Genomic DNA, 25,665 nt, shown 5'->3' on the forward strand with positions numbered 1-25,665 from the left:
GAACCCGCACTGTGACGGTTGTCGCTTCCCCACAGCCGGCGCAACCGAACGCCCGCTTCCGCAACGGTCCCTGTCGGAGCGTCGGCTCAGCCGGTGTAGCGGTAGGTGGCCGTCGCCTGGTCGTACAGCCGGGTGACCTCGTCGCGCTCCGCCTCCGGGCCGCGCACCTGCACGATGTGGTACCGGCCGTTCAGCAGCATCGCCATGTTGCGCACGAACAGGTCGCGCCCCTGGGCGTCGGTCCAGGTGAACTGCCCCTCGACCATGGTCCGTCCGCCCACCTCGATGGTGCGCAGCCCCGACGCGGTGGCCCAACTGGAGTCGCGGTACGGCTGCAACTCCCGCTCCTTGTCCCGCTGGTACACCATCGGGTCGGTGCCGTAGGTGGCGGTGCTGTCCCGGCCGGGCACCACGACCAGCTCGAAGCTGCCGTGCGAGTACACCACTTGGCCGCTGCCGTTGCGCGGCGCGTGGGACCAGCCCTTGGCGACGGCGACCTTGAAGCCGGCCGGGTCGGTGCGGAGCGTGAACCCGTCCGCCGCCGCCCCTCCGCCGGTCTGGGTCTCGGTGGCGGGCGAGGACGCCGTGGGCCCGCCGTCCGGGGCGCTCGCGTCCGCCGACGGCTGCCGCTCGTGGGAGGGCGCGGGGCTCGCTTGCCCCCCAGCTCCCGAACGGCCGCCGTCCTCGCCCTGCTTGGGCATGAACATCACCGCGTAGGCGACGGCTCCGGCCAGCAGCAGGAGGACGAGCAGCAGCAGGGTGCGGCCGAGGCTGCGCGGGGAGCCCTGGGGCTCCTGCTGCCGGGCCCGCCTGTGCCGGGCGTGCGGGTGTGGCACCGGCGCCTTGTTGCGGCGCCGCCACCGGGCCAGCTCACCGCGCCGGCGCACTATCGGCAGCCGGGTCGGGTCGTTGGGCGGCACCGGCACCACATGGGCACCGGCGTCCGGCTCGGGCGCGGACCGCACCAGCGAGCGCAGCCAGCCGCTCAGTTCCTCGAAGTCAATCCGCTCGGTGGGGTCCTGACGCAGCAGCGACTCCACGACCGGGCGCAGCGGCCCGCACTCCTCGGCGTAGGCGGGCGGCTCCGCGCACACCAGTTGCACCAGCTCGGCGGTGGACTCCTCCGGGTAGGGCGCGTGTCCCTGCACGGCACGGAAGAGCAGTGCGCCGAGCGCCCACAGGTCGGTCGCGGGGCCGACGGGCGCGGCCAACTGCCAGTTCTCGTGCACCGGCCCGGCCTGCTCGGGCGCCCACCGCTCGGTCACCGGGCCGACCACGGTCATCCGCATGTGCCGCGACCGCTCGGCCGCGATGGCGGTACCGGGCCCGCGCCGCGCCCCGGCGGTCTCCGGTTCGTCCCACCCGGAGACACCGGACCCGCCGCCGTTCTGGGCGGGCAGCGCGGGCCGGGGCGGGGCGGGCACGCCCGGCCGGCCGGAGTCCAACGGATACGGCGGCGCTTCGGGCTGGGCGGGCCGGGGTGCCGCGCCGTGCCAGGGCCGCCCCGCGACCCCGTACGGGTCGGCCACGGAACCGGGCGGGTTGCCGCCCTCCGCCGCGATCTCCCCCTCGGCGGGTGTCCGCGCGCCGGGCAGAGCGGTACGGCCACCGCGCTGCGCCTCCTGTACGCGGGCGGCGGCGCGGGCCCCCGCGCGGTACGCGGCGATGGCCCCGGCGCGGGCCGCCCGGATGTCGTCCCCGCTCTCCGCGGGGCGCGGCAGAACAGGTGCGGGGGCACCGGAGTCGCCGTTGCCGGCGGGTGCGGGGAGTCCGCCCGCCGCCCGTGCCTGGATCGCGGCACGCCGTGCGGCCTCGGGGTCCGTGTCGGCGGCTGCCGCCGCCGCGGCGGTACGGGGCACGACACTCGCGCCGGGCTGCCGCTGGTCCGGCACCGGGTGGCCCTCCGGGCCGTCCTGGACCGGGACCGGGTCGTATCCGCACAGCGCTTCCTCGGCCGCGCCGACCGCGAGGCCGGTCAGCATGACCCGGCCGTCGTCGCAGACCAGGACCGTGCGGGCGGTGATGTTGCGGTGGGTCCAGCCGTGGGCGTGCAGCACGCGCAGCGCCATCACCACGTCGGCGGCGACCTCGGCCGCCCGGTACGGCGACAGCGGCTGCTCGGCGAGGAGCGCGGACAGCGGGCGCGCCGACACCGCCTCGCTGACGATCCACAGCGAACCGCCCTCGGCGAACACGTCGAAGACCTGGTCCAGCCGGGGATGGTCCGGTATCCGGGCCGCCGCCTGCGCGGCCTCAACGGCGCGCCGGACGGCGGGGTCCCGTGGCGTACGGGTGGCGCTGCGGGCCGCCGGGGCCCGACGGCCGCGCTCACGCGCGGTGAACCCCTCGGGCAGTCCCTCGGCGTCGATCACCTCGGCCTCGACGACCTCCGGCAACGGCACCTGACGGACCAGCACCTCCTGCCCGCTGTAGGTGTCGAAGGCGTACGTCTCGGTGAGTTCGTACTCGTCGGAGGGCGGCAGCGGCAGGCGGTAGCGGTCGGCGAGCACTCGTCCCGCGTAGTCGTCCACGTCTGCCACCCCCTGCCGTTCCGGTCGCCCGCGATCGTTCACCACCCGTCACGCGTCACACCCGGCTGCGTACGGTTCTCAACCATTCACGATACGTGCCGGAGGCAACCCGCACCGAGGGGATGAGCGATTACAGGCTCCCAACCCGAACTCGTTCAGGTCACGACTTGGGTTCGAAGGACGTCGTGAGCGTCTTCCAGGTGTCCTCGCGCAGCGCACTTCCCCAGTCGGCGCTCCTGGCCGTGTACATCAGCGCGTGCCCGAGGTGGTCGTCGACCTTGAAACCGCGGTCGATGGAGCGGTACTTGGTGCCGCCGTCCACGTAGGTGAACTCCCAGTCGGCCGTGTTCCAGCCCCGGTAGTCCACCTTCTCTATGCGGATGCGGTCGTACTGGGAGCGCACCATGTAGCGCTCCTGGTTCTTCCAGTCCCGCACCGGGTCGCTCTTGGGCGTGCTGGTCCAGGCGACGAGCAGCTTCTGCCCGTCGGGGCCGGTGTAGCGGTCGCCCGCGGCGCTCGACGACCCGTACTTCCACCCCTTGGGCAGGCCGATCGAGTAGCCCTGGGAGCTCTTGCGGGTCGTCACGACGGGGGCGGCGCCGGAGCCCTTGCCCTTGTCCGAGCCGGCGGAGTCGTCGTCCGGATCGCCGCTGCCGCCCTTGCCCTTGCCGTCGGAGTCGCCGCCGGTGCCCGCGTCACCGGCCTCGCCGGAGCGGGAGCCGTCGGTGGCGGGCGCGGAGCCCGAACCGTCCGTCCCCGTGCCGCCGGAGCCCTTGCCCGGGTCCTGCTTGCCGGAGGAACTGGCGCTGGGCGCGCCCTGGGCACCGGTGCCCTTGTCGTCCCCGCCGCCGAGGGTGAGGGCGAGGACGGTGCCGACCACCACCAGGACCAGGACGATCACCGCGGCGATGACGATCAGCGTGCGCCGGGGCACCACGTCGGTCAGCGACGCCTTCGGCGCCGGCCTCGGCGGGAGGTCCATGTCGGGCCGGGGCATCACGGGCCAGCTCGAACTTGGCTTGTTCGTGCTGGAGTTCGGCGTGCCGGACGCCCCGCGACCACCGGCGCCGGTGGTCGCGCCGGACTCGCTCCTGGACCGGGCGGCAGCGGCGGCCGACGTGGCACCGGCCGCCTTGCGCACCGAGCGCAGCGCGCCGCGCACCTTGTCGCCGGACTGCTCCCGCTTGCTCTCGGGGGAGTCGGGCTGGGCCGGGACCGGCACGACCCGCGTGGCGTCCAGCGGCTCGGGGTCACCGGCGCGGATGACCTTGTTGAGCATGGCCCGCGCGCCGGCGTCGTCGAGCCGCTGGGAGGGCTCCTTGGTGAGCAGGCCCTTGATGACCTCTCCCAGCGGGCCCGCGTTCTTGGGCTCCTCGGGGTTCTCGGTCATCACGGCGGTCAGGGTGGCGATGGCCGACCCCTTGTCGTACGGCGGCACGCCCTCGACCGACGCGTAGAGCAGGCCGCCCAGCGACCACAGGTCGGCGGCGGGACCGGGCTTGTGGCCGCGGGCCCGCTCCGGGGAGATGTAGGAGGGGGCGCCGACGAGCATGCCGGTGGAGGTGATGGACGGGTCGCCCTCGACCTGGGCGATGCCGAAGTCGGTGAGCACGACCCGGCCGTCCTCGGCGATCAGCACGTTGGACGGCTTCACGTCGCGGTGCAGGATGCCCTCGCGGTGCGCGGAGCGCAGCACGTCCAGCACGGCGAGCCCGACCTCGGCGGCCCGACGGGGCGTCAGCACGCCGTCCTCGCGGATGACCTCGGCCAGGGACTTGCCCTCGACCAGCTCCATGACGATCCACGGCCGGTCGTCCTCGTCGACCACGTCGAAGACCGTCACCGCGCTGTTGTTGCGGATACGGGCGATCGCCTTGGCCTCGCGCAGCGTGCGCGTGATCAGGCGGCGCTTCTCCTCCTCGTCGATGTTGGACGGGAACCGCAGCTCCTTGACCGCCACCGTCCGGCCCAGGGTTTCGTCCTCGGCACGCCAGACCGTGCCCATGCCGCCCCGGCCCAGCACGTCCCCCAGCCGGTACCGCCCGGCGAGAAGACGACGCTCGTTCTTGCCCTGACGAGTCTCCTGACGGGATGAACCCGCCCGCTCCGCCTCCGACATGCGTCCCCTCATGCAACCCGCCCTGACAGAGCCTTCATTGTCCCTCACCCGACAACCGGCCGACGCCCAGGGGGCCTCTCCGGGCGCACCTCGTCCGCCGTGCCGGCGGGCCTCCTGAACCGAATGTTCCAGTTGCCGGGACGATGTCCCCCGGCAGGGGCGAGGCCAGGGATGCCGACCCTTCGGACAGTCCTGTCCATACCGGTTCTCGTGGCGCTGCTGCTCACCCCCAGCCCCGGCTTTCCCTGTCCGGCACAGTCGAACGGAACTTCCCCGGACTCCTGCCCCGACTCCGCGCCGGGACACGGCACTCCGGCGGGGAATCCGGCCCCACCCGGCCAGCCTCTCTCACCCGCACCAGCGGCATCACCGACCGCGCGGACGCCGTCGGCTTGTGACCCCGCACCCCCTTGAACGAGCGGGCCGGGAACGGAGATCCCGCACCCGGCCACTCGTTCGAGTGAAGCTCCGGTTCGTCCTACAGCGGCACGATGTCCGGCGCCCCCAGCCGGGCCGCGTCCGCCGTGAGGTCGTCGGGCTGGCGCTGGGACTCGCGCTCGGCCTCGACCCGCTTCTCGTAGTGCTCGACCTCGCGGGCGATCTGGTCCTCGTCCCACCCGAGCACCGGCGCCATCAGCTCGGCGGCCTCGCGGGCGCTGCGGGTGCCCCGGTCGAAGGTCTCGATGGAGATGCGGGTGCGGCGGGTGAGGACGTCGTCCAGGTGCCGGGCGCCCTCGTGGGAGGCCGCGTAGACGATCTCGGCGCGCAGATAGTCGTCCGCGTGCCGCAGGGGCTCGCCGAGGGAGGGGTCGGCGGCTATCAGGTCGAGGAGCTGGTCGGTCATCGAGCCGTACCGGTTCAGCAGGTGCTCGACGCGGGCCACGTGGAGTCCGCTGCGCTCGGCTATGCGCTCGCGGGCGTTCCACATCGCCGGGTAGCCCTCGGCGCCGAGCAGCGGGATCTCCTCGGTGACGGACTCGGCCACCCTGCGGTCCAGCCCGTGCACCGCCGCGTCGACGGCGTCCTCCGCCATCACCCGGTACGTCGTGTACTTGCCGCCCGCGACGACCACCAGGCCCGGCACCGGGTGGGCCACGGTGTGCTCGCGGGACAGCTTGCTGGTGGCCTCGGACTCGCCGGCCAGCAGGGGCCGCAGGCCCGCGTAGACGCCCTCGACGTCGTCACGGGTGAGGGGTACCGCGAGGACGGAGTTGACGTGCTCCAGCAGGTAGTCGATGTCGGCGCTGGACGCGGCCGGGTGGGCCTTGTCGAGGTCCCACTCGGTGTCGGTGGTGCCGACGATCCAGTGCCGGCCCCAGGGGATGACGAAGAGCACGGACTTCTCGGTGCGCAGGATCAGACCCGTGCTGGAGTGGATGCGGTCCTTGGGCACGACCAGGTGGATGCCCTTGGACGCCTTGACGTGGAACTGGCCGCGCTCCCCCACCAGCCCCTGGGTGTCGTCGGTCCAGACCCCGGTGGCGTTGACCACCTGGCGGGCGCGGATCTCGTACTCCCCGCCGCCCTCCACGTCCTCCACCCGGACCCCGACGACCCGCTCGCCCTCCCGCAGGAACCCGGTGACCCGGGCGCGGTTGGCGACCTTGGCGCCGTAGGACGCGGCGGTGCGGACCAGGGTGGCGACGAAGCGGGCGTCGTCCACCTCGGCGTCGTAGTACTGGAGGGCGCCGACCAGGGCGTCCTTGCGCAGGCAGGGGGCCACGCGCAGGGCGCGGGTGCGACTGAGGTGGCGGTGCGTGGGCAGGCCCCGGCCGTGGCCCTTCGCCATGGACATCACGTCGTACAGCGCGACGCCCGTGCCCGCGTACAGGCGCTCCCAGCCGCGGTGCTGGAGGGGGTAGAGGAACGGGACCGGTTTGACCAGGTGCGGGGCGAGGCGCTCCAGCAGCAGGCCGCGCTCCTTCAGGGCTTCGCGCACCAGCGGGAAGTCGAGCATCTCCAGGTAGCGCAGGCCGCCGTGTATCAGTTTGCTGGACCGGCTGGAGGTGCCGGACGCCCAGTCCCGCGCCTCGATCAGGCCGGTGGACAGGCCACGGGTGGCCGCGTCCAGCGCGGTGCCCGCGCCCACGATGCCACCGCCGACCACCAGCACGTCCAGTTCGCGCTCGGCCATCTCCGCCAGTGCCTCGGCGCGCTGCGCCGGGTCTAGGGTCGCTGTCCTCACCGCTGCCTCCCGCTCTCGCAAACCCCCTGATGAGCCGCGCCCGGTGCGGCGCCGCCCCTTCGTCCCCTCCTCATGCCCAGAACCTCATGCCCAAAAGTGTGGCGGGCCCGGCCGGGTTCGGCCACCACGGGCCCCAGCCTGTGGACAACCTGCGTGTATCCCCCCGAAGACACCCTGAAGACACACGAACACAATCACACATAACGGTCATATTTGTACCTAGTCTGACTGTGCGCTCGCTCAGGCGGTCCACCGGGCTTGCGCACCATTCCCACTTCGGCTATCGGGAAGGACGGCCCACGCCATGCCCGCAGATCTCGCCGTCATCGGACTCGGTCCCTACGGCCTGCCGCTGGCCCAGGCCGCCGTCGCCGCAGGCATCCCCACCATCGGGTACGCCACCGGCCCCGAGGCGGGGTCGCTCAGCCCCGCCGAGCTGCGCCGGATGCGCTCCACCGGCTTCCGGCCCAGCAGCGACCCCGCCCAGCTCGGCCGGGTCCGCACCGCCGTCATCTGCGCGCCCACCCCGCGCGGCGCCGACGGCGAACTCGACCTCGGCCAGGTCGAGGCGGCCGCCCGCACCCTCGCCGAGCGGCTGCGCCCGCACACCACGGTCATCCTGGAGTCGCCCGTCCTGCCCGGCACCACGGAGGAGCTGCTGCGGCCGATCCTGGAGCGGGGCTCCGGGCTGCGCGCCGGGCGGGACTTCCACCTCGCCTACTCCCCCAGCGGAGCCGACCCCGGCAACCGCGACCACGCCCCCGCCCCCCGGGTCATCGGCGGCCTCACCCCGGCCTGCACCGAGTCGGCCGCCGCGTTCTACGGCCGGCTCACCGACAAGGTGGTCCGCGCGCGGGGGCTGCGCGAGGCGGAGGCGGTACGGCTGCTGGAGACCAACTTCCGGCACGTCAACATCGCGCTGGTCAACGAGATGGCCGTCGTCTGCCACGAACTGGGCGTCGACCTGTGGGACGTGATCCGCTGCGCGGAGACCAAGCCGTTCGGCTTCCAGGCGTTCCGGCCGGGGCCCGGCGTCGGCGGCCACGGCGTACCGCAGGACCTCACCGGCCACGCGAGCCGGGGCCTGCGCATGGTGGAGCTGGCCCAGCAGGTCAACGCGCGCATGCCGCACTACGTCGTCCAGCGTGCCGCCGCCCTCCTCAACGAGCACGGCAAGTCCGCCCGCGGCGCCCGCGTCCTCCTCCTCGGCGTCACCTACAAGGCCGACCTCGCCGACCAGCACGGCTCCCCCGCCCACGAGATCGCCGTCCGCCTGATGGAACTCGGCGCCTCCGTCAGCTACCACGACCCCCACATCCCCGCCTGGCACGTCCTGGACCGCCCGGTCCCCCGCGCCGACTCCCTCTACGAGGCCGCGGCCGCCGCCGACCTCACCCTCCTCCTCCAGCCCCACCGCACCTACGACCTCCAGGGCCTCTCCGTAAAAGCCCAACTCCTCCTGGACACCCGAGGAGCAACCCCTACGGGCGCGGCGCACCGCCTCTGAGGGCACGCGAAAGGGCCCGGTCGAAGTGACCGGGCCCTCTTTGTGCGGAAGAGCGATCAGCGGCGGTGCTGGCTGTCCGCGACCGTGACCTCGACGCGCTGGAATTCCTTCAGCTCGCTGTAGCCCGTGGTGGCCATGGCGCGGCGGAGGGCGCCGAAGAAGTTCATGGAGCCGTCGGGGGTGCGGGAGGGGCCGGTGAGGACCTCCTGAAGGGTGCCGACGGTGCCGAGGTCGACCTTCTGGCCGCGCGGCAGCTCCTCGTTGACCGCCTCCATGCCCCAGTGGTGGCCCTTGCCGGGCGCGTCCGTGGCACGGGCCAGCGGGGAGCCCATCATCACCGCGTCGGCGCCGCAGGCGATCGCCTTGGGCAGGTCGCCGGACCAGCCGACCCCGCCGTCCGCGATCACGTGCACGTACCGGCCGCCGGACTCGTCCATGTAGTCGCGGCGGGCGGCGGCCACGTCGGCGACCGCGGTCGCCATCGGGACCTGGATGCCCAGCACGTTGCGCGTGGTGTGCGCGGCGCCACCGCCGAAGCCGACCAGCACACCCGCCGCGCCGGTGCGCATCAGGTGCAGGGCCGCGGTGTACGTGGCGCAGCCGCCGACGATCACCGGGACGTCCAGCTCGTAGATGAACTGCTTCAGGTTCAGCGGCTCGTGCGAGGAGGACACGTGCTCCGCCGACACCGTGGTGCCGCGGATGACGAAGATGTCCACGCCCGCGTCGACGACCGCCTTGGAGAACTCGGCGGTGCGCTGCGGGGAGAGCGCGGCGGCCGTGACCACACCGGCGTCCCGCACCTCCTTGATGCGCTGCCCGATCAGCTCCTCCTTGACCGGAGCCGCGTAGATCTCCTGGAGGCGGCGGGTGGCCGCCTCGGCCGGCAGCTCCGCGATCTCGTCCAGCAGCGGCTGCGGGTTCTCGTGCCGGGTCCACAGTCCCTCGAGGTTGAGGACGCCGAGACCCCCCATCTCACCGATGCGGATCGCGGTGGCCGGGGAGACGACCGAGTCCATGGGAGCGGCCAGGAACGGCAGCTCGAAGCGGTAGGCGTCGATCTGCCAGGCGATCGAGACCTCCTTCGGGTCCCGCGTACGGCGGCTGGGGACGACGGCGATGTCGTCGAAGGCGTACGCCCGGCGGCCGCGCTTGCCGCGCCCGATCTCGATCTCAGTCACGTCATGCCTTTCCCTGATGCTTACAGCGTCTTCCAGTATCGCCGACGGGGCCGTCGATGGCCCTCCCCGGCGAAGCGGAGGGCGGTCCCGGATGCTCCGGGACCGCCCTCCGTCACGACCGGCACGCGTGCGCGTGCGTCACTTCTTGCTGCTGTAGTTCGGCGCCTCGACCGTCATCTGGATGTCGTGCGGGTGGCTCTCCTTGAGCCCCGCCGAGGTGATCCGGACGAACCGGCCGTTGTCCTGGAGCTCCGGGACGGTACGGCCGCCGACGTAGAACATCGACTGGCGCAGACCGCCGACGAGCTGGTGCACCACGGAGGACAGCGGGCCGCGGTAGGGCACCTGGCCCTCGATGCCCTCGGGGATCAGCGCCTCGTCGGAGGCGACGCCCTCCTGGAAGTACCGGTCCTTGGAGAACGACTTGCGGTCGCCGCGCGTCTGCATCGCGCCCAGCGAACCCATGCCCCGGTACGACTTGAACTGCTTGCCGTTGATGAACAGCAGCTCGCCCGGAGACTCCTCGCAGCCCGCGAGCAGCGAGCCGAGCATCACCGTGTCGGCGCCCGCGACCAGGGCCTTGGCGATGTCGCCGGAGTACTGCAGGCCACCGTCGCCGATGACCGGGACCCCGGCCTCCTTGGCGGCGAGCGCGGCCTCGTAGATCGCGGTGACCTGCGGGACACCGACACCCGCGACCACACGCGTGGTGCAGATCGAGCCGGGACCGACGCCGACCTTGATGCCGTCCGCGCCCGCGTCCACCAGCGCCTGGGCGCCGTCACGGGTGGCGATGTTGCCGCCGATGACGTCGACGCCGGAGGAGTTGGACTTGATCTTGGCGATCATGTCGCCGACCAGCCGGGAGTGACCGTGCGCGGTGTCCACGACGATGAAGTCGGCGCCCGCCTCGATCAGCGCCTGGGCACGCTCGAAGGAGTCACCGGCCACGCCGACCGCCGCGCCGACCAGCAGCCGGCCCTCGGAGTCCTTGGCCGCGTTCGGGTACTGCTCGGCCTTGACGAAGTCCTTGACCGTGATCAGACCCTTGAGCACACCGTGGTCGTCGACCAGCGGCAGCTTCTCGATCTTGTGCTTGCGCAGCAGCTCCATGGCCTCCGGCCGGGAGATGCCGACCTTGCCGGTGACCAGCGGCATCGGCGTCATGACCTCGTGGATGCGCCGGGTGCGGTCGCTCTCGAAGGCCATGTCGCGGTTGGTGACGATGCCGAGCAGCTTCTTGTCGTTGTCCGTCACCGGCACACCGCTGATCCGGAACCGGGCGCACAGCGCGTCGGCCTCGGCCAGCGTGGCCTCCGGGTGGATGGTGATCGGGTCGGTCACCATGCCGGACTCGGACCGCTTCACCAGGTCGACCTGGTTGGCCTGGTCCTGGATGGACAGGTTGCGGTGCAGCACGCCCACGCCGCCCTGACGGGCCATGGCGATCGCCATGCGGGACTCGGTCACCTTGTCCATGGCCGCGGACAGCAGCGGGATGTTGACCCGCACGTTCCGGGAGACGTACGAGGCGGTGTCGATGTCGTCGGGCGCCATGTCCGACGAGCCCGGCAGCAGCAGCACGTCGTCGTAGGTCAGCCCGAGTGTCTGGAATTTACCGGGCACTCCGTCGACGTTGGCAGTCATGACACCTTCCCCAAATGGCCTTGATCGGTGCGGATGTCCATGCTAACGGGAAGCGTCGTGAGCAAATTCCACGCTACGGGAATGCTTCAGGCTTCGTATGTTCGTACGGATTCCACGGCCCGCATGCTCACGCGCGCGCCCGCGCGGAACCGGGTGCGGGGGCTGTCCGGCTACTGCTCGGCCAGGGCGCGCAGGCGGCTCAGCGCGCGATGCTGGGCCACGCGTACCGCCCCTGGTGACATTCCCAACATCTGCCCTGTCTCCTCCGCGGTCAAGCCCACGGCGATCCGGAGCAGCAGCAGTTCGCGCTGGTTCTCGGGGAGGTTGGCCAGCAGCTTCTTCGCCCAGGCGGCGTCAGAGCTGAGCAGGGCGCGCTCCTCGGGGCCCAGGGAGTCGTCGGGGCGCTCCGGCATCTCGTCCGAGGGGACGGCGGTGGAGCCGGGGTGGCGCATCGCGGCACGCTGGAGGTCGGCCACCTTGTGGGAGGCGATGGCGAACACGAACGCCTCGAAGGGGCGGCCGGTGTCGCGGTAGCGCGGCAGGGCGAGCAGCACCGCCACGCAGACCTCCTGCGCGAGGTCCTCCACGAAGTGCCGGGCGTCGCCGGGCAGCCGGGACAGCCGGGTGCGGCAGTAGCGCAGGGCGAGGGGGTGGACGTGTGCGAGCAGGTCGTGCGTGGCCTGTTCGTCCCCGTCGACGGCACGGTGCACCAGGGGGCCGATCGGCCCGGGGGCCGTGCCCGCCTCGTCGTCGCGCATCGGTCCATGGTGCCTTGCGGCCGTCCGGTCCGTGGCATCGCGTCCGTGGTTGTGCACCGAAGCGTTATGAGCAGGTGCGCCGGCACTCATCTCCTGCGCCCTCCCCTTCCGCTCGTTTTCCGCTCGCTCGACTCGTCCCCGACAGACTCCACACCTCAAGGATGCGGCATCCCCGCCGAAACAAGCAGCACGCGGTCCCTCGCGGGCCGCGAACGGAGGCGATTCCGCCACACGCGCCGCCGACGGGGTCGGTACGGAGGTACCGATGAGCTGCGCCATCTCCCACGAAGCGACCCGGCCCCCAGGGGCAGTCACCGCATTCGGCCAACGGAGCGTCCACCGGACCGCAGCGACGGCCACCGCCACCGGCCGACCGAAGTTCCACCGGACCGCAGGCACGGTCACCGCCACCGGCCGACAGAGGGTCCACCGGACCGCAGGGACGGTCGCCGCCGTCGGCCGACCGGAGGTCCGCCCGACCGCAAGGACGGTCACCGCCGTCGGCCGACCAAAGGCCCACCGGACCGCAGGCACGGTCACCACCACCGGCCGACCAAAGGTCCGCCCGACCGCAAGGACAGTCACCACCGCCGGCCGACCTAAGGCCCACCCGACCGCAGGAACAGTCACCACCGCCGGCCGACCAAAGGCCCACCCGACCGCAGGAACAGTCACCACCACCGGCCGACCGAAGGTCCACCGGACCGCAGGCACGGTCACCGCCGCCGGCCGACCGAAGACCCACCGGACCCCAAGGACGGGGGACCCGTCCGGCGCCCGACCCGGCCGAGCCAGATCCGGCACCGACCGCGGCCGATCCCGTCCGGCGTCTCTCACGCGGGGCACCCGCCCGAACCCGGCCGCCTCCGCGAAGCGCACCGCCGACAGCCGGACTCGACCCGGTCCCGGCAGCCACCCGGCCACCGGCCACGAGCACATCCCCGGCACCGGCGGATGCCCCCGGTTCCCCCGGCGAGCCGGACCGATGAGGCCCACCGGCACCGGCCGAGTTCGCCAGAGCGGGAGCCCCCGACTCTGCACCGGCCGAGTTCACCCAACTGAGGGCACCCGCCCCGACACCGGCCCAGTTCGCCCACGCGAGAGCACCCGCCCCAACACCGGCCGAGTCCACCCAAGCGAGAGCACCCGACTCTGCACCGACCGAGTTCACCCAACTGAGGGCACCCGACCCAACACCGGCCCAGTTCACCCAACTGAGGGCACCCGACCCAACACCGGCCGAGTTCGCCCAAGCGAGGGCACCCGACCCAGCACCGGCCAACACCACCCGGCGCCCGCGCGCACCCACACCCTCCAACGCCCGCCGAGAGCCCCACGGCCGAGGCCGAGCGCAGCGGCTGCGCATGCGTTACCGGACCAGTCCCCAGCGGAAGCCGAGTGCCACCGCGTGGGCGCGGTCCGAGGCGCCGAGCTTCTTGAACAGGCGCCGGGCGTGGGTCTTGACGGTGTCCTCGGAGAGGAACAGCTCGCGGCCGATCTCCGCGTTGGAGCGGCCGTGGCTCATCCCCTCCAGCACCTGGATCTCGCGCGCGGTGAGCGTGGGCGCCGCGCCCATCTCGGCCGAGCGCAGCCGGCGCGGGGCCAGCCGCCAGGTCGGATCGGCGAGGGCCTGCGTCACCGTCGCCCGCAGCTCGGCACGCGAGGCGTCCTTGTGCAGGTAGCCCCGCGCACCCGCGGCGACCGCGAGGGCGACGCCGTCGAGGTCCTCGGCGACGGTCAGCATGATGATGCGCGCGCCCGGATCGGCGGACAGCAGACGGCGCACGGTCTCGACGCCGCCCAGGCCGGGCATGCGTACGTCCATGAGAATGAGGTCGGAGCGGTCGGCGCCCCAGCGGCGGAGGACTTCCTCGCCGTTGGCAGCCGTCGTCACGCGCTCGACGCCGGGCACGGTCGCAACCGCGCGGCGAAGCGCCTCTCGGGCAAGCGGGGAGTCGTCGCAGACGAGGACGGAAGTCATGACCGCCCTCCGGAGCTGATGCGCGTCACCTTGAGCCTCCAGGCTGGTACGGAATCGTCACCTGTGCGGTCGACCGTCTCGGACGCCTGCCCGAGCACTTGTGTTTTCAACCGCCTCCGCACTCTCAACGACGGTCACCCGAAAGAGTTACGGGTCGGCGTACTGACTTCGGCACTCTACGTGAGGGCTCGGACACGGTGCCGTCATGCGCCCCGGACCCACGGGATTTCCGCACAACTTGTGCCCCATTTAGTCGCTTTTGCTCCCGTTTCTCGGTGTCTGAGGCTAGATTCGCAATGAGTCATATTTTCATCTCCTTAGACCGGAGATGTACGGTCGAAGGCACGGTATCCGCCCAGAACGGCTACAAGGGGTCACGTAATGGCAGATTTCTCCCGCCTTCCCGGACCGAACGCGGACCTGTGGGACTGGCAGTTGCTGGCAGCCTGCCGAGGGGTGGACAGCTCGCTCTTCTTCCACCCGGAGGGCGAGCGCGGTGCGGCGCGGAGTGCACGCGAGAACTCGGCCAAGGAGGTCTGCATGCGGTGCCCGGTCCGAGCGCAGTGCGCGGCGCACGCGTTGGCGGTGCGTGAGCCGTACGGCGTGTGGGGCGGGCTGACCGAGGACGAGCGCGAAGAGCTGATGGGCCGGGCGCGCAACCGCCTGGTGTCCACCACCAGCGGGAGCCCCGGCTCCCACGCCTGAAGGAACGTTTCTGCGACGACCAGGGCACGCACCCGCGTGCCCCTGAGCCGTGCCTAAGGACGCGCGGCCGCCCTGCCGAGCTGTTCCAGGGTCGCGGCCACGGCGGGGACCTGGGCCAGGTCGGGCAGGGTGAGGGCGACGATCTCCCGTCGTACCGCCGGCTCCAGCCGGACCACGCGCACTCCCCTGGGCCGGACCGACTCCACCGCGAGCTGGGGCAGTACGGCCACGCCCAGGCCGGCGCCGACCAGGCCGACCACGGCCGGGTAGTCGTCGGTGGCGAAGTCGATGCGGGGGGTGAACCCGGCGCCCTCGCAGACCTGCACGAGCCGGCCCCGGCAGCGCGGGCAGCCCGCGATCCAGGGCTCCTCGGCCAGCTCCCCGATGGCGACGGACTCGGCGCCCGCGAGCCGGTGCCGCTCGGGGACCAGGGCGACCAGACGGTCCGTCAGCAGCCGTCGTACGACCAGGTCGTCCCACTCCTCGGTGGCGGGGGCGCCCTGGTAGCGGAAGGCGAGGGCCACGTCGCAGTCGCCCTCGCGCAGCAGCTCGACCGACCTCGGCGGCTCGGCCTCCTCCAGGAAGACGCGGGTGCCGGGGTGGGCGGCGCGCAGGGCGGCCAGCGCGGTGGGGACCAGGGTGGAGGTGCCGCTGGGGAAGGAGACCAGCCGGACCCGGCCCGCGCGCAGGCCGGCGATGGCCGCGACCTCCTCCTCGGCCGCGGTGAGCCCGGCGAGGATGCCGGAGGCGTGCCTGACCAGGGCTTCCCCGGCCTGGGTCAGCCGCATCTCGCGGCCGCCCCGGACCAGCAGCGGGGTGCCGACGGAGGCTTCGAGCGCCTTCATCTGCTGGCTGACGGCGGGCTGGGTGCAGCCCAGTTCGCGCCCCGCCGCCGAGAAGGAACCGGTGGTGGCGACGGCGCGCAGGACGCGGAGATGGCGGGCCTCGATCACCCTTCGAGCATAAGCGGTGCTTGGGAGCGGGTCCCGATATCGCGTCGACGCTTTGGGCGGCGGTCACGTACCGTGCGCGCATGAAGCTTCTCTCCGTCAATCTGGGGCGACCCCGCGCGGTGCCGTACACCGACCAGGCCGAGGGGGTGACGGGCATCGACAAGCGGCCCGTCGAGGGTCCGGTGCGGGTGGCGGCACCGGGGCCGAAGGGGGTCGGCGGCAGCGGGCTGGCCGGGGACGCGGTGTGCGAGCTGCGCCATCACGGCGGGGACGACCAGGCGGTGTACGCCTTCGCGCGCGAGGACCTCGACGACTGGGAACGCGAGCTGGGACGGACCCTCGCCAACGGCTGCTTCGGGGAGAACCTGACCACCGAGGGGCTCGACGTCTCCGGGGCGCTGATCGGGGAGCGCTGGCGGATCGGGCCGCGGGTGGTGCTGGAGGTGACGGCGGGGCGGATTCCGTGCCGGACGTTCCAGGGCCATATGGCCGAGCGAGGCTGGGTGAAGAGGTTCACCCGGAAGGCCGTCACGGGTGCCTACCTGCGGGTGATCGAACCGGGCGAGATACGGGCCGGGGACGCGGTGGAGATCGTGCGCCGGCCGGACCACGGGGTGACGGCGGCGACGCAGTTCCGCGCGGTCACCACCGAGCGGGAACTGCTGCCGTCGCTGCTCGCGGCGGGCGACGCGCTGCACGGCGAGACGCTGGCCCGGGTCCACAAGTACCTGGCGGACCAGGCACGCTGAGCGGCCGTCACCACGGATTGGCGGCCGCCCTACTCTTGGGCCATGACAACGGCTCTGATTACGGGATCGACCGCGGGCATCGGCGCCGCGTTCGCGCGGCGGCTGGCGGCGGACGGGCACGACCTGGTGCTGGTGGCGCGCGACACGGCGCGGCTGCGGGAGCAGGCGACCGAGTTGCACGACCGGCACGGCATCGAGGCGGAGGTGCTGACCGCCGACCTCGCCGAGGACAAGGGCATCGAGACGGTGGCCGAGCGGCTCGGTGACCGCAAGCACCCGGTCGACCTGCTGGTCAACAACGCCGGGTTCGGCAACAAGGGCCGCTATCTCGACGTCTCCATGGCCGACGAGCTGCGCATGCTCAAGGTCCACTGCGAGGCGGTGCTCCGGCTGACCTCGGCGGCGGTGGAGGCGATGCGCGAGCGCGGGCGCGGCGGGGTGGTGAACGTCGCCTCGGTGGCGGCCTTCGTCCCGCGCGGTACGTACGGCGCCTCGAAGGCGTGGGTCGTGCAGTTCACCCAGGGCGCGGCGAAGGACCTGGCGGGCAGCGGGGTCCGGCTGATGGCCCTGTGCCCCGGCTTCGTCCGCACCGAGTTCCACGAGCGGGCCGGCATGGGCACGGACAACATCCCCGGCTGGATGTGGCTCGACGCCGACAAACTCGTCGCCGAGGCCCTCGACGACCTCGCCCGCAACAAGACCGTCTCCATCCCCGACCCCCGCTACAAGGCCCTCATGGGCCTCGCCAAGGTGGCCCCCCGCAACCTCCTGGGCGGAATCAGCGCCCGCACGGGCCGCAAGTACGGACCACGCTGACGGAGGCCGTCCCGGAGCCGGAAGACCGCTGACACAGCACTTCGCCCCGCCAGGAGAATCCCGGCGGGGCGAAGTCGCTAGCGGTTAAGGCGGGTTGCCTCAGTGGGAGTGGCCGTGGCTGTGGCCGTGGCCGGCCGCGGCCTCTTCCTCTTCCTTCTTCTCGACGACCAGGGTCTCGGTCGTGAGGAGGAGGGAGGCGATGGAGGCGGCGTTCTCCAGGGCGGAGCGGGTGACCTTGACCGGGTCGATGACACCGGCCTTGACCAGGTCGCCGTACTCGCCGGTGGCGGCGTTGTAGCCCTGGCCCTTCTCCATGTCCTTGACCTTGGAGACGATGACGTAGCCCTCCTGGCCGGCGTTCTCGCCGATCCAGCGCAGCGGCTCGACGACCGCGTTGCGGACGACGCTCACGCCGGTGGCCTCGTCACCGGTCTTGCCCAGACCGTCCTGGAGGACCTTCGCGGAGTGGACCAGCGCGGAGCCACCACCGGAGACGATGCCCTCCTCGACCGCGGCGCGGGTCGCGGAGATGGCGTCCTCCAGACGGTGCTTCTTCTCCTTCAGCTCCACCTCGGTGGCGGCGCCGACCTTGATCACGCACACGCCGCCGGCCAGCTTCGCGAGGCGCTCCTGGAGCTTCTCGCGGTCCCAGTCGGAGTCGGTGTTCTCGATCTCGGCCTTGATCTGCGCGACGCGGCCCGTCAGGTCGGCCGCGTTGCCGCCGCCCTCGACGATCGTGGTGTCGTCCTTGGTGACGGTCACGCGGCGGGCGGTGCCCAGCACGTCGAGACCGGCCTGGTCGAGCTTGAGGCCGACCTCCTCGGAGATGACGGTGGCGCCGGTGAGGACGGCCATGTCCTGGAGCATCGCCTTGCGGCGGTCGCCGAAGCCGGGGGCCTTCACCGCGACGGCGTTGAAGGTGCCGCGGATCTTGTTGACCACCAGGGTCGACAGGGCCTCGCCCTCGACGTCCTCGGCGATGATCAGCAGCGGCTTCGAGGCGTTGGTCTGGATGATCTTCTCGAGCAGCGGGAGCAGCTCGGTGATCGAGGAGATCTTGCCCTGGTTGATCAGGATGTACGGGTCGTCGAGGACGGCCTCCATACGCTCCTGGTCGGTGACGAAGTACGGGGACAGGTAGCCCTTGTCGAAGGCCATGCCCTCGGTGAAGTCCAGCTCCAGACCGAAGGTGTTGGACTCCTCGACGGTGATGACACCGTCCTTGCCGACCTTGTCCATGGCCTCGGCGATCAGCTCGCCGACCTGTTGGTCCTGGGCGGACAGCGCGGCGACGGCGGCGATGTCGGACTTCTCGTCGATCGGGCGCGCGGAGGCGAGCAGGTCCTCGGAGACGGCCTTGACGGCGGCGTCGATGCCCTTCTTCAGGGCGGCCGGGGACGCGCCGGCGGCGACGTTCTTCAGGCCCTCGCGGACCAGGGCCTGGGCGAGCACGGTGGCGGTGGTGGTGCCGTCACCCGCGATGTCGTTGGTCTTGGTCGCCACCTCCTTCACGAGCTGGGCGCCGAGGTTCTCGAACGGGTCCTCGATCTCGACCTCACGGGCGATCGTGACACCGTCGTTGGTGATGGTCGGGGCGCCGAACTTCTTGTCGATGACGACGTTGCGGCCGCGGGGGCCGATCGTCACCTTCACCGTGTCGGCCAGCTTGTTGACGCCGCGCTCAAGGGCGCGACGGGCGTCCTCGTCGAACTTCAGTGTCTTCGCCATGACAGCGGGAGCCCTCTCGGAAAATCTGGGTGGATGTGCCTGCGCCCCCGGCCGCCCGGCTTCTTGATGGTCGCGGGAACCAGGGGCGCAGTGATGAAGCAGATGCTTCGGGGTGAACTACTTCTCGATGACCGCGAGAACGTCGCGGGCCGAGAGGACGAGGTACTCGTCGCCGTTGTACTTCACCTCGGTGCCGCCGTACTTGCTGTACAGCACGATGTCGCCGACCTTGACGTCGAGCGGCAGGCGCTCGCCGTTCTCGAAGCGGCCCGGACCGACGGCGAGGACGGCGCCCTCCTGGGGCTTCTCCTTCGCGGTGTCCGGGATGACCAGGCCCGAGGCCGTGGTCTGCTCGGCATCCAGCGGCTGGACCACGATGCGGTCCTCGAGCGGCTTGATGGCAACCTTGGAGCTGGCGGTCGTCACGATCCGACCTCCCCCTTCTGAGAATTCACGGGGTTGACTGTCTGAGGTGGCGACCAGGTCGATCCGTCGTCGCGGGTGCCGGACCTGCCCGTCGCTTTGTTGGCACTCTCGCGTGCCGAGTGCCAGAGCCGAGACTATGACCGGGGTTAGCACTCGGTCAAGCGGAGTGCCAATTGCCGTGCGGCGCGTCGGGGACGGGTACCTCTTTGGCGTGGCTTCACTGTGCCGTTGGTGCGGGTGCCGTCCAGGGGGCTGCCGCCCCCGGGCCCCCGCTCGGCCCTGGACGGGCCTCGTCCTCAAGCTCCCCCAGAGGGGGCACCCCCAGACGGGCTGGAGTGCCTAGAGGTAGTCGGTCAGCTTTCCCGCCGTCAGGCCCCGCTCGTGGGCCTCCTTCAGCACTCGCGCCGTGCGCCCGGCCAGACCGCCCTCGCCGTCCGGGGTGATGCGGATGATGTCGCCAGGGGTCAGGTGTTCGGGGGCGCCCCGGTAGGTGAGGCCGTGGTGGGTGGTTCTGGCGCGCCATTGGACGGGGGCGTCGGCGCGGGTGAAGACGGTGACCGGGAGGCGCAGTTCGTGGACCAGTGAAGCCAGGTCGCGGTCCCGCGCGGCCCGCTCGTCGTAGGTCAGGAAGACGACCCGGTCGGCCGTGGGCACGTGGTCCACCGCGCGCGTTCCCGTACGGGCCGAGAGGGGGCGGGCCGGCGCCGGGGCCGAGTGGCGGACGCCCTGCGCGGCCTTCTTGCCGAGGCGTTCGATGGGGTCGACCGACTGGGCGCAGCCGGTGAGCAGCAGGGCGGCCGAGGCGAGCGCGAGGGCCCGTGCCGCACGGTGGGCCGGCCGCGCCCGGCGCCTCACAGGTAGTCCTCCAGGCGTGCCACGGCGTACCCCTCGCGGGTGACCTTGTCGAGGAAGCGGCGCATGTCGTCGACCATCGTGCCGTCCCATTCGTCGGTGCCCCGGAAGTGGGTGAGGACGATGTCGCCCTTGCGCAGTCGCCGGTCGTCCTCGCGGTACTCCCAGTGGTCGACGAAGACCTCCTCGTTCCAGATCGGCGCGTACTTGATGCCGCAGGACTTGGCCGCGCGCAGGGTGTCCTGGTTGTAGTCGCCGTAGGGCGGGCGCAGGACCTCGGGGCGCTTGCCGAACTGCTTCTCCATGACGTCCTGCATGCCGCAGATCTCCTGGCGCTGCTGCTCGTAGGAGAGGCCGGGCAGGTACGGGTGCGTCAGCGTGTGGTTGTCGAGCGTGTTGCCGTACGCCTGGCTCTTGCGGAAGTAGCCGTAGTCGTCCTTCACCAGGTAGTCGCTGAGGAAGGAGGTGTACGGGACCTTCAGCTCCCGCATCATCTGAAGGAACCGGGGGTCCTTCTCCGCGCCGTCGTCGATGGTGAGGAAGACGATCTTCTTGTCGGTGGGGACGGTGGTGAAGACCGGGGGGAGGTTCTCGTCCTCCTGGTGGTCCACCTCGAAGCCCGCGCGCGCGGTGATCCTCGGCTTGACCTTCGGCGGGGCCGGGGCCGTGAGCGGCACCTGGTCGAGCCGCCACTTGCGGGCCGCGGCCACCATGCGCCGCTGCTCCGCGAGGCGGGCCGAGGCGGCGTCAGGGGCCTTGGCGGGGCCTTTCTGCCCGATGGGCGCGGAGCCGGCGGAGCCGGGGCCCGAGCAGCCGGTGAGGACGGCGGCGGTGGCCAGCGCGGCGACCGAGCAACGCACGGCCAGGGACCGGGACCTGGCCCGGGATTTGTCATTTTGTCCTACATGTCGCATGGTGCCGGATCTTGGCAGGACCCCGCCCCGATCCCGGCCCGACACCGCCGCCGGAGGCGTACGGTCCACCGACTGGCCCACAATGAGCCGGTGAACGACCAGCTCTCCGCCCTCCAGGGATTCCACGCGCTGCGCACCGACGAGGGCCGGGCCCTCCTCGACGAGGTGCGCGGCACCGCGCCGGCCGACGAACTCGCCGTGGCCACCCGGCTGCGCCGCACCCACCCGGCGGGGCTGGTGTCGGCCGCGCTCGGCCAGGCCCGGCTGCGGCAGCGGGCGGAGGCCAAGTTCGGCGCGGAGGACGCGCGGCGGATGTTCTTCACGCCCAACGGGGTCGAGCAGTCGACGCGGGCGAGCGTGGCCGCGTACCGCGCGGAGCGGATGCGGGCGCTCGGGGTCACCTCGGTGGCCGACCTGTGCTGCGGGATCGGCGGCGACGCGCTCGCCCTGGCCCGCGCGGGCATCCGGGTCCTCGCGGTGGACCGGGACCCGCTGACCGCCGCCGTCGCGCGGGCCAACGCCGAGGTGCTGGGCCTCGGCGAGCTGATCGAGGTGCGTGAGGCCGACGTCACCGAGGTCGGCACCGCCGGATACGACGCGGTGTTCGTGGACCCCGCCCGGCGCGGCGGACGCGGGCGCATCTTCGACCCGGAGGCGTACTCACCGCCCCTGTCCTGGGCCGTGGCGACCGCGCTCGCCGCGCCCCGCGCCGCCCTCAAGATCGCGCCCGGCATCCCGCACGAGGCGGTGCCCGCCGAGGCCGAGGCGGAGTGGATCTCGGACGGGGGTGATGTGAAGGAGGCCGTGCTCTGGTTCGGCGCCGGAGCCCCCGGCGGCGTCCGCGCCACCCTCCTCCCCGGCCCGCGCACCCTTCGGGGCCGGGGCCTGCCCGACCCGGCGGTCCGCCCGCCCGGCCGGTACCTGTACGAGCCCGACGGCGCGGTGATCCGGGCCCATCTGGTCGCGGAGGTCGCCGAGGAACTGGACGGCGGCCTGCTGGACGAGACGATCGCATACATCACCGCCGACGAACTCCGTCCGACCCCGTACGCCACCGCCTACGAGATCACCGACCGGATGCCGTTCAACGTCAAGAAGCTCAAGGCGCTGCTGCGGGAGCGCGGGGTCGGCAACCTGACGGTGAAGAAGCGCGGTTCGGCGGTGGAGCCGGAGGAGCTGCGGCGGAAGGTCAAGCCGCAGGGACCCAACGCGGCGACCGTGTTCATGACCCGCGTGGCGGGCGCGCCGACCATGCTGATCGGGCACCCGGCGTAGCCTCTTCGAAAGTTTCGAAACGCCCTCAGGGAGCGGCGGTGCTCGACCGCACCACCAGACTGGTCGCCAGCTCCAGCCGGGTCGCCGTCCGCTCCCGCTCCCGCTCCCCCCGCCCCAGCTCCAGCACCAGCCGCGCCGCCGCCTCGGCCATCTCGGTCAGCGGCTGGCGCACGGTGGTCAGCGGCGGGCCCACCCAGCGGGCGACGGGCAGGTCGTCGAAGCCGACGACGCTCACGTCCTCCGGGACCCGCAAGCCCAGTTCGCGGGCGGCCTCGTACAGGCCGAGCGCCTGGAGGTCGTTGCCCGCGAAGACGGCCGTGGGCCGGTCGGGGCGGCCCAGCAGGTCGAGGCCGAGGCGGTGGCCGGACTCGTGGTGGAAGTCGCCCTCCCGGATCAGTGCCGGGTCGGCGGGGAGCCCGGTGGTCTCCAGCGCTGACCGGTAGCCGTCGAGGCGGGCGCGGGCGCACATCATGCGCGAGGGTCCGCCGATCGCGCCGATCCGGGTGTGGCCGAGGTCGATCAGATGCCGGGTGGCGGCGAGTCCGCCCTGCCAGTTGGTGGCGCCGACCGAGGGGACGTCCGCCCCCGGATCGCCCGCCGGGTCCATCACCACGAAGGGCACCGACCGGCTGGTGAGCAGCGCCTGCTGGGCCGCGTCGAGCCCGGACAGCACCAGGATCACCCCGTGCGGCCGGCGACCGGCCACCTGGTCGGCCCAGGTCCGGCCCGGTGTGAGGCGCCCGGCGCTCTCGGAGAGGACCACGCTCAGCCCGGCGTCGCGGGCCACGTTCTCCACGCCCCGGATGACCTCCATCGCCCAGGCGCTCTCCAGCTCGTGGAAGACCAGGTCGATCAGCGGCGAGCGGGTCACCTCGGCCCGCCTGCGCCGGTAGCCGTGGGTGCGCAGCAGCTCCTCGACGCGGGTACGGGTGGCCGCGGCCACGTCGGCCCGGCCGTTCAGCACCTTCGAAACAGTCGGAGCCGACACCCCGGCCTCTCGGGCGATCTCGGCGAGCGTGGCGCTCCGCTTCGCTGCGGTCTTCGGCGGTTCCATGGGCGTGATCGTAGTCCTGCGCGACCCCTTGACGAACCCTCAGGACGGCCTTACGTTCCCGGAACATTCGAGTTTCTGATCGAAACTTTCGGCAGCGATCGTGAGGGGTGCCCGGCACATGGAGACCTACAGCAGACGCTGGTTCCTCGGCGCGGGCACCACCGCCCTCGTCTCGGCCGCCGGTCTCACCGCCTGCGGATCGGGCGGCCCCGGCGGCTCGGACGGCACCCTCACCGCGTTCGTGTACGGCGACGACGCGGCGAAGGTGCAGGCCAAGGCGGTCTCCCGGTTCAACTCCTCGGCGGCGGCCCGCGAGACCAAGGGCAGCCTCAAACTGGAGAAGGTGCCCGGCGCGGAGTACCCGGCCAAACTGCGCACCGCGATGGGCTCGCCCAACGCCCCCGACGTGTTCTTCAACTGGGGCGGCGGCTCCATCAAGGCGTACCGGGAGGCCGGCCAGATCCTCGACCTCACCGGCACCATCGCCGCTGACCCGGTACTGAAGGACGGCTTCCTGCCCTCCGTCCTCGCCGCCGGGGCGCTCGGCGGCCGGGAGTACGGCATCCCGATGCGCGGCATGCAGCCGGTGGTCCTCTTCTACAACAAGACCCTGTTCACCGAGCACGGCCTGAAGCCGCCCGCCACCTGGGACCAGCTCCTCGACAACAACGCGAAGCTCAGGAAGGCCGGGATCACCCCGTTCGCCCTCGGCGGCGCCGACATCTGGCCCGAACTCATGTGGCTGGAGTACCTGGTGGACCGGATCGGCGGCCCGAAGGTCTTCGACCGGATCAAGAACGGCGACCGGGCCGGCTGGGGCGACCCCGCCGTGCTGACGGCCGCCCGGACGGTACGGGAACTCGTCGACGACGGCGCCTTCGGCAAGGGCTTCAGCTCGGTCGCGTACACCAACGGCGGGGCCCCGGCCGCACTCGCCAAGGGCAAGGCCGCCATGCATCTGATGGGGTCCTGGGAGTACTCCACCCAGCTCGGCAAGTTCCCGGACTTCGCCCGGAAGCACCTCGGCTGGTGCGCGTTCCCGGAGTTCGACGGCGGCGCCGGTGACATCCGCAACGTGGTCGGCAACCCCACCAACTACTGGTCCGTGAACGCCCGTACCCAGAACAAGGACACCGCGCTCGCCTTCCTGCGCACCTGCGCCTCGGACACCTACGCCCGCGAGCTGATCGCCAACGGAGACGTGCCGGCCACCGCGAACGCCGAAAAACTGCTGGACGCCTCCCCCAGCCCCGAGTTCGCCCGCTTCCAGTACCGGATGGTCCGCGAGGCCCCCGCCTTCACCCTGAGCTGGGACCAGGCGGTCGACCCGGACGCGGCCACCCCGATGCTCACCGAGATCAACAAGCTGTTCGTCGGCAAGTCGTCGCCGGAACGGTTCGTGGCGGCGCTGAAGGCGCTGAAGTGAGCCCCACGAGAGGCGCCGGACGCCCGCACCCCTCCTGGGCGCTGCCCGCCGTGCTGTTCTTCGGCTTCTTCGCCCTGGTTCCGATGGCCCTGGCCTTCGGCCTGTCCTTCACCTCCTGGAACGGCCTGGGCGAGCCCCGCCCGGCCGGACTGGCCAACTGGCACGCCCTGCTGACCGACGGCCGGCTCACCCGCTCGCTGGCCGTCACCGTCGCGCTGACCGTGGTGAGCTGCGCCTTCCAGACGACCGCCGCCCTGCTCCTCGGCGTCTGGGCGGCGGGCCCGCAGCGCAACCGGGCGGTGCTGTCGGCGGTCTTCTTCGTCCCGTTCCTGCTCTCCTCGACCGCCGTCTCGCTGCTGTTCTACGCCCTGCTCGACCCCAACTTCGGCATCGTGCCCGGCGACACCCTCGGCACCACCTCCGGGGCGTTCCTCGCGCTGGTCTTCGTCGGCGGCTGGCAGTTCATCCCGTTCCACACCCTGATCTACCAGGGCGGCGCCCGGCAGATCCCCGAGGTGCTCTACCAGGCGGCCGCGATCGACGGCGCCGGCCGGCTGCGCCGGTTCCGCTCCATCACGCTCCCGCAGCTCCGCAACACCGCGGCGACCTCGCTGGTGCTGATGGTGGTCGGCTCGCTGACCTACTTCGAGACCGTGCTGATCCTCACCCAGGGCGGCCCCGGCACCGACACCGCGATCCTGCCGTACCTGATGTACGAGTCGGGCTTCAAGAGTTACGACTTCGGCTACGCGAGCGCCATCGCGTCCTTCCTGGTCGTGGCCGCCACCGCGCTGTCGCTGCTGCTGGTCCGGGTGACCGGCTTCGGCGCCATGCGCAGCACCCGGGAAGGGATGTGAC

General features: G+C 72.1%; 20 protein-coding genes. 7 read left to right on the plus strand and 13 right to left on the minus strand.

Going from position 1 to position 25,665, the window contains the following annotated elements:
* Positions 1-86 precede the first annotated feature (86 nt).
* The 3 genes from ACZ3HQ_RS03940 to ACZ3HQ_RS03950 all read right to left on the minus strand — a co-directional run bounded on the left by ACZ3HQ_RS03940 (position 87) and on the right by ACZ3HQ_RS03950 (position 6,835).
* Positions 87-2,531, minus strand: a complete 2,445-nt coding sequence (locus ACZ3HQ_RS03940; RefSeq protein ID WP_467507757.1) for a protein kinase — start codon at positions 2,529-2,531, stop codon at positions 87-89.
* A 160-nt stretch (positions 2,532-2,691) separates the two neighbouring features.
* Positions 2,692-4,650, minus strand: coding sequence for a serine/threonine-protein kinase (locus tag ACZ3HQ_RS03945; protein WP_467507998.1), 1,959 nt, complete (start codon positions 4,648-4,650; stop codon positions 2,692-2,694).
* A gap of 478 nt (positions 4,651-5,128) precedes the next feature.
* A complete protein-coding gene (locus tag ACZ3HQ_RS03950; protein ID WP_467507759.1) occupies positions 5,129-6,835 on the minus strand; it encodes a glycerol-3-phosphate dehydrogenase/oxidase in 1,707 nt (568 codons plus the stop codon).
* Positions 6,836-7,139: 304 nt separating this feature from the next.
* On the opposite strand from ACZ3HQ_RS03950, the gene ACZ3HQ_RS03955 reads away from it, so the two are divergent.
* The gene (locus ACZ3HQ_RS03955; RefSeq protein ID WP_467507761.1) at positions 7,140-8,342 is read left to right on the plus strand and encodes a nucleotide sugar dehydrogenase; all 1,203 of its coding nucleotides are present in this window, start codon (positions 7,140-7,142) and stop codon (positions 8,340-8,342) included.
* Between the two features lie 56 nt (positions 8,343-8,398).
* Here the strand turns inward: ACZ3HQ_RS03955 and ACZ3HQ_RS03960 are convergent, their stop codons facing one another.
* The 4 genes from ACZ3HQ_RS03960 to ACZ3HQ_RS03975 all read right to left on the minus strand — a co-directional run bounded on the left by ACZ3HQ_RS03960 (position 8,399) and on the right by ACZ3HQ_RS03975 (position 13,909).
* Positions 8,399-9,523 (minus strand): GuaB3 family IMP dehydrogenase-related protein, encoded by a 1,125-nt coding sequence (locus tag ACZ3HQ_RS03960; RefSeq protein ID WP_467507762.1) that lies wholly within the window; start codon positions 9,521-9,523, stop codon positions 8,399-8,401.
* Between the two features lie 138 nt (positions 9,524-9,661).
* Positions 9,662-11,170 carry an IMP dehydrogenase gene (gene guaB, locus ACZ3HQ_RS03965; RefSeq protein WP_467507764.1) on the minus strand — a complete coding sequence of 503 codons (1,509 nt, stop codon included), beginning with the start codon at positions 11,168-11,170 and terminating at the stop codon, positions 9,662-9,664.
* A gap of 170 nt (positions 11,171-11,340) precedes the next feature.
* Positions 11,341-11,928, minus strand: coding sequence for a sigma-70 family RNA polymerase sigma factor (locus ACZ3HQ_RS03970; protein WP_030811807.1), 588 nt, complete (start codon positions 11,926-11,928; stop codon positions 11,341-11,343).
* 1,369 nt (positions 11,929-13,297) lie between these two features.
* Positions 13,298-13,909: a response regulator transcription factor gene (locus ACZ3HQ_RS03975; RefSeq protein ID WP_003948568.1), complete on the minus strand. Its 612-nt coding sequence runs from the start codon at positions 13,907-13,909 to the stop codon at positions 13,298-13,300.
* Between the two features lie 381 nt (positions 13,910-14,290).
* Between ACZ3HQ_RS03975 and ACZ3HQ_RS03980 the strand changes: the two genes are divergently transcribed.
* Complete coding sequence (locus tag ACZ3HQ_RS03980) at positions 14,291-14,614, plus strand: WhiB family transcriptional regulator (RefSeq protein WP_031180829.1); 324 nt, start codon at positions 14,291-14,293, stop codon at positions 14,612-14,614.
* A 53-nt stretch (positions 14,615-14,667) separates the two neighbouring features.
* Here ACZ3HQ_RS03980 and ACZ3HQ_RS03985 read toward each other — a convergent pair whose 3' ends face one another.
* Positions 14,668-15,567 carry a LysR family transcriptional regulator gene (locus ACZ3HQ_RS03985; protein ID WP_467507766.1) on the minus strand — a complete coding sequence of 300 codons (900 nt, stop codon included), beginning with the start codon at positions 15,565-15,567 and terminating at the stop codon, positions 14,668-14,670.
* A gap of 80 nt (positions 15,568-15,647) precedes the next feature.
* On the opposite strand from ACZ3HQ_RS03985, the gene ACZ3HQ_RS03990 reads away from it, so the two are divergent.
* Complete coding sequence (locus ACZ3HQ_RS03990; protein ID WP_467507769.1) at positions 15,648-16,316, plus strand: MOSC domain-containing protein; 669 nt, start codon at positions 15,648-15,650, stop codon at positions 16,314-16,316.
* Positions 16,317-16,358: 42 nt separating this feature from the next.
* On the plus strand, positions 16,359-17,132 hold the full coding sequence (locus ACZ3HQ_RS03995) for an SDR family NAD(P)-dependent oxidoreductase (RefSeq protein WP_467507771.1): 774 nt from the start codon (positions 16,359-16,361) through the stop codon (positions 17,130-17,132).
* Positions 17,133-17,231: 99 nt separating this feature from the next.
* Here the strand turns inward: ACZ3HQ_RS03995 and groL are convergent, their stop codons facing one another.
* From groL to ACZ3HQ_RS04015, 4 genes are all read right to left on the minus strand, one after another.
* Positions 17,232-18,860 (minus strand): chaperonin GroEL, encoded by a 1,629-nt coding sequence (gene groL, locus ACZ3HQ_RS04000; protein WP_467507772.1) that lies wholly within the window; start codon positions 18,858-18,860, stop codon positions 17,232-17,234.
* A 117-nt stretch (positions 18,861-18,977) separates the two neighbouring features.
* On the minus strand, positions 18,978-19,286 hold the full coding sequence (gene groES, locus ACZ3HQ_RS04005) for a co-chaperone GroES (protein ID WP_135783711.1): 309 nt from the start codon (positions 19,284-19,286) through the stop codon (positions 18,978-18,980).
* A gap of 339 nt (positions 19,287-19,625) precedes the next feature.
* Positions 19,626-20,141: a hypothetical protein gene (locus tag ACZ3HQ_RS04010; protein ID WP_467507774.1), complete on the minus strand. Its 516-nt coding sequence runs from the start codon at positions 20,139-20,141 to the stop codon at positions 19,626-19,628.
* The gene (locus tag ACZ3HQ_RS04015; RefSeq protein WP_467507776.1) at positions 20,138-21,052 is read right to left on the minus strand and encodes a polysaccharide deacetylase family protein; all 915 of its coding nucleotides are present in this window, start codon (positions 21,050-21,052) and stop codon (positions 20,138-20,140) included. The genes ACZ3HQ_RS04010 and ACZ3HQ_RS04015 overlap by 4 nt, the downstream gene beginning before the upstream one ends.
* Positions 21,053-21,142: 90 nt before the next feature.
* Here ACZ3HQ_RS04015 and ACZ3HQ_RS04020 point away from each other — a divergent pair, with 90 nt between their 5' ends.
* Positions 21,143-22,327, plus strand: a complete 1,185-nt coding sequence (locus ACZ3HQ_RS04020) for a class I SAM-dependent methyltransferase (RefSeq protein WP_467507778.1) — start codon at positions 21,143-21,145, stop codon at positions 22,325-22,327.
* A 25-nt stretch (positions 22,328-22,352) separates the two neighbouring features.
* On the opposite strand, the gene ACZ3HQ_RS04025 is transcribed toward ACZ3HQ_RS04020, so the two are convergent.
* A complete protein-coding gene (locus ACZ3HQ_RS04025; protein WP_467507780.1) occupies positions 22,353-23,381 on the minus strand; it encodes a LacI family DNA-binding transcriptional regulator in 1,029 nt (342 codons plus the stop codon).
* 118 nt (positions 23,382-23,499) lie between these two features.
* Here ACZ3HQ_RS04025 and ACZ3HQ_RS04030 point away from each other — a divergent pair, with 118 nt between their 5' ends.
* Positions 23,500-24,807 carry an ABC transporter substrate-binding protein gene (locus ACZ3HQ_RS04030; RefSeq protein ID WP_467507782.1) on the plus strand — a complete coding sequence of 436 codons (1,308 nt, stop codon included), beginning with the start codon at positions 23,500-23,502 and terminating at the stop codon, positions 24,805-24,807.
* Positions 24,804-25,664: a carbohydrate ABC transporter permease gene (locus tag ACZ3HQ_RS04035; RefSeq protein WP_467507785.1), complete on the plus strand. Its 861-nt coding sequence runs from the start codon at positions 24,804-24,806 to the stop codon at positions 25,662-25,664. The genes ACZ3HQ_RS04030 and ACZ3HQ_RS04035 overlap by 4 nt, the downstream gene beginning before the upstream one ends.
* Position 25,665 lies beyond the last annotated feature (1 nt).

The organism is Streptomyces sp. NPDC018263 (genome assembly GCF_055562575.1).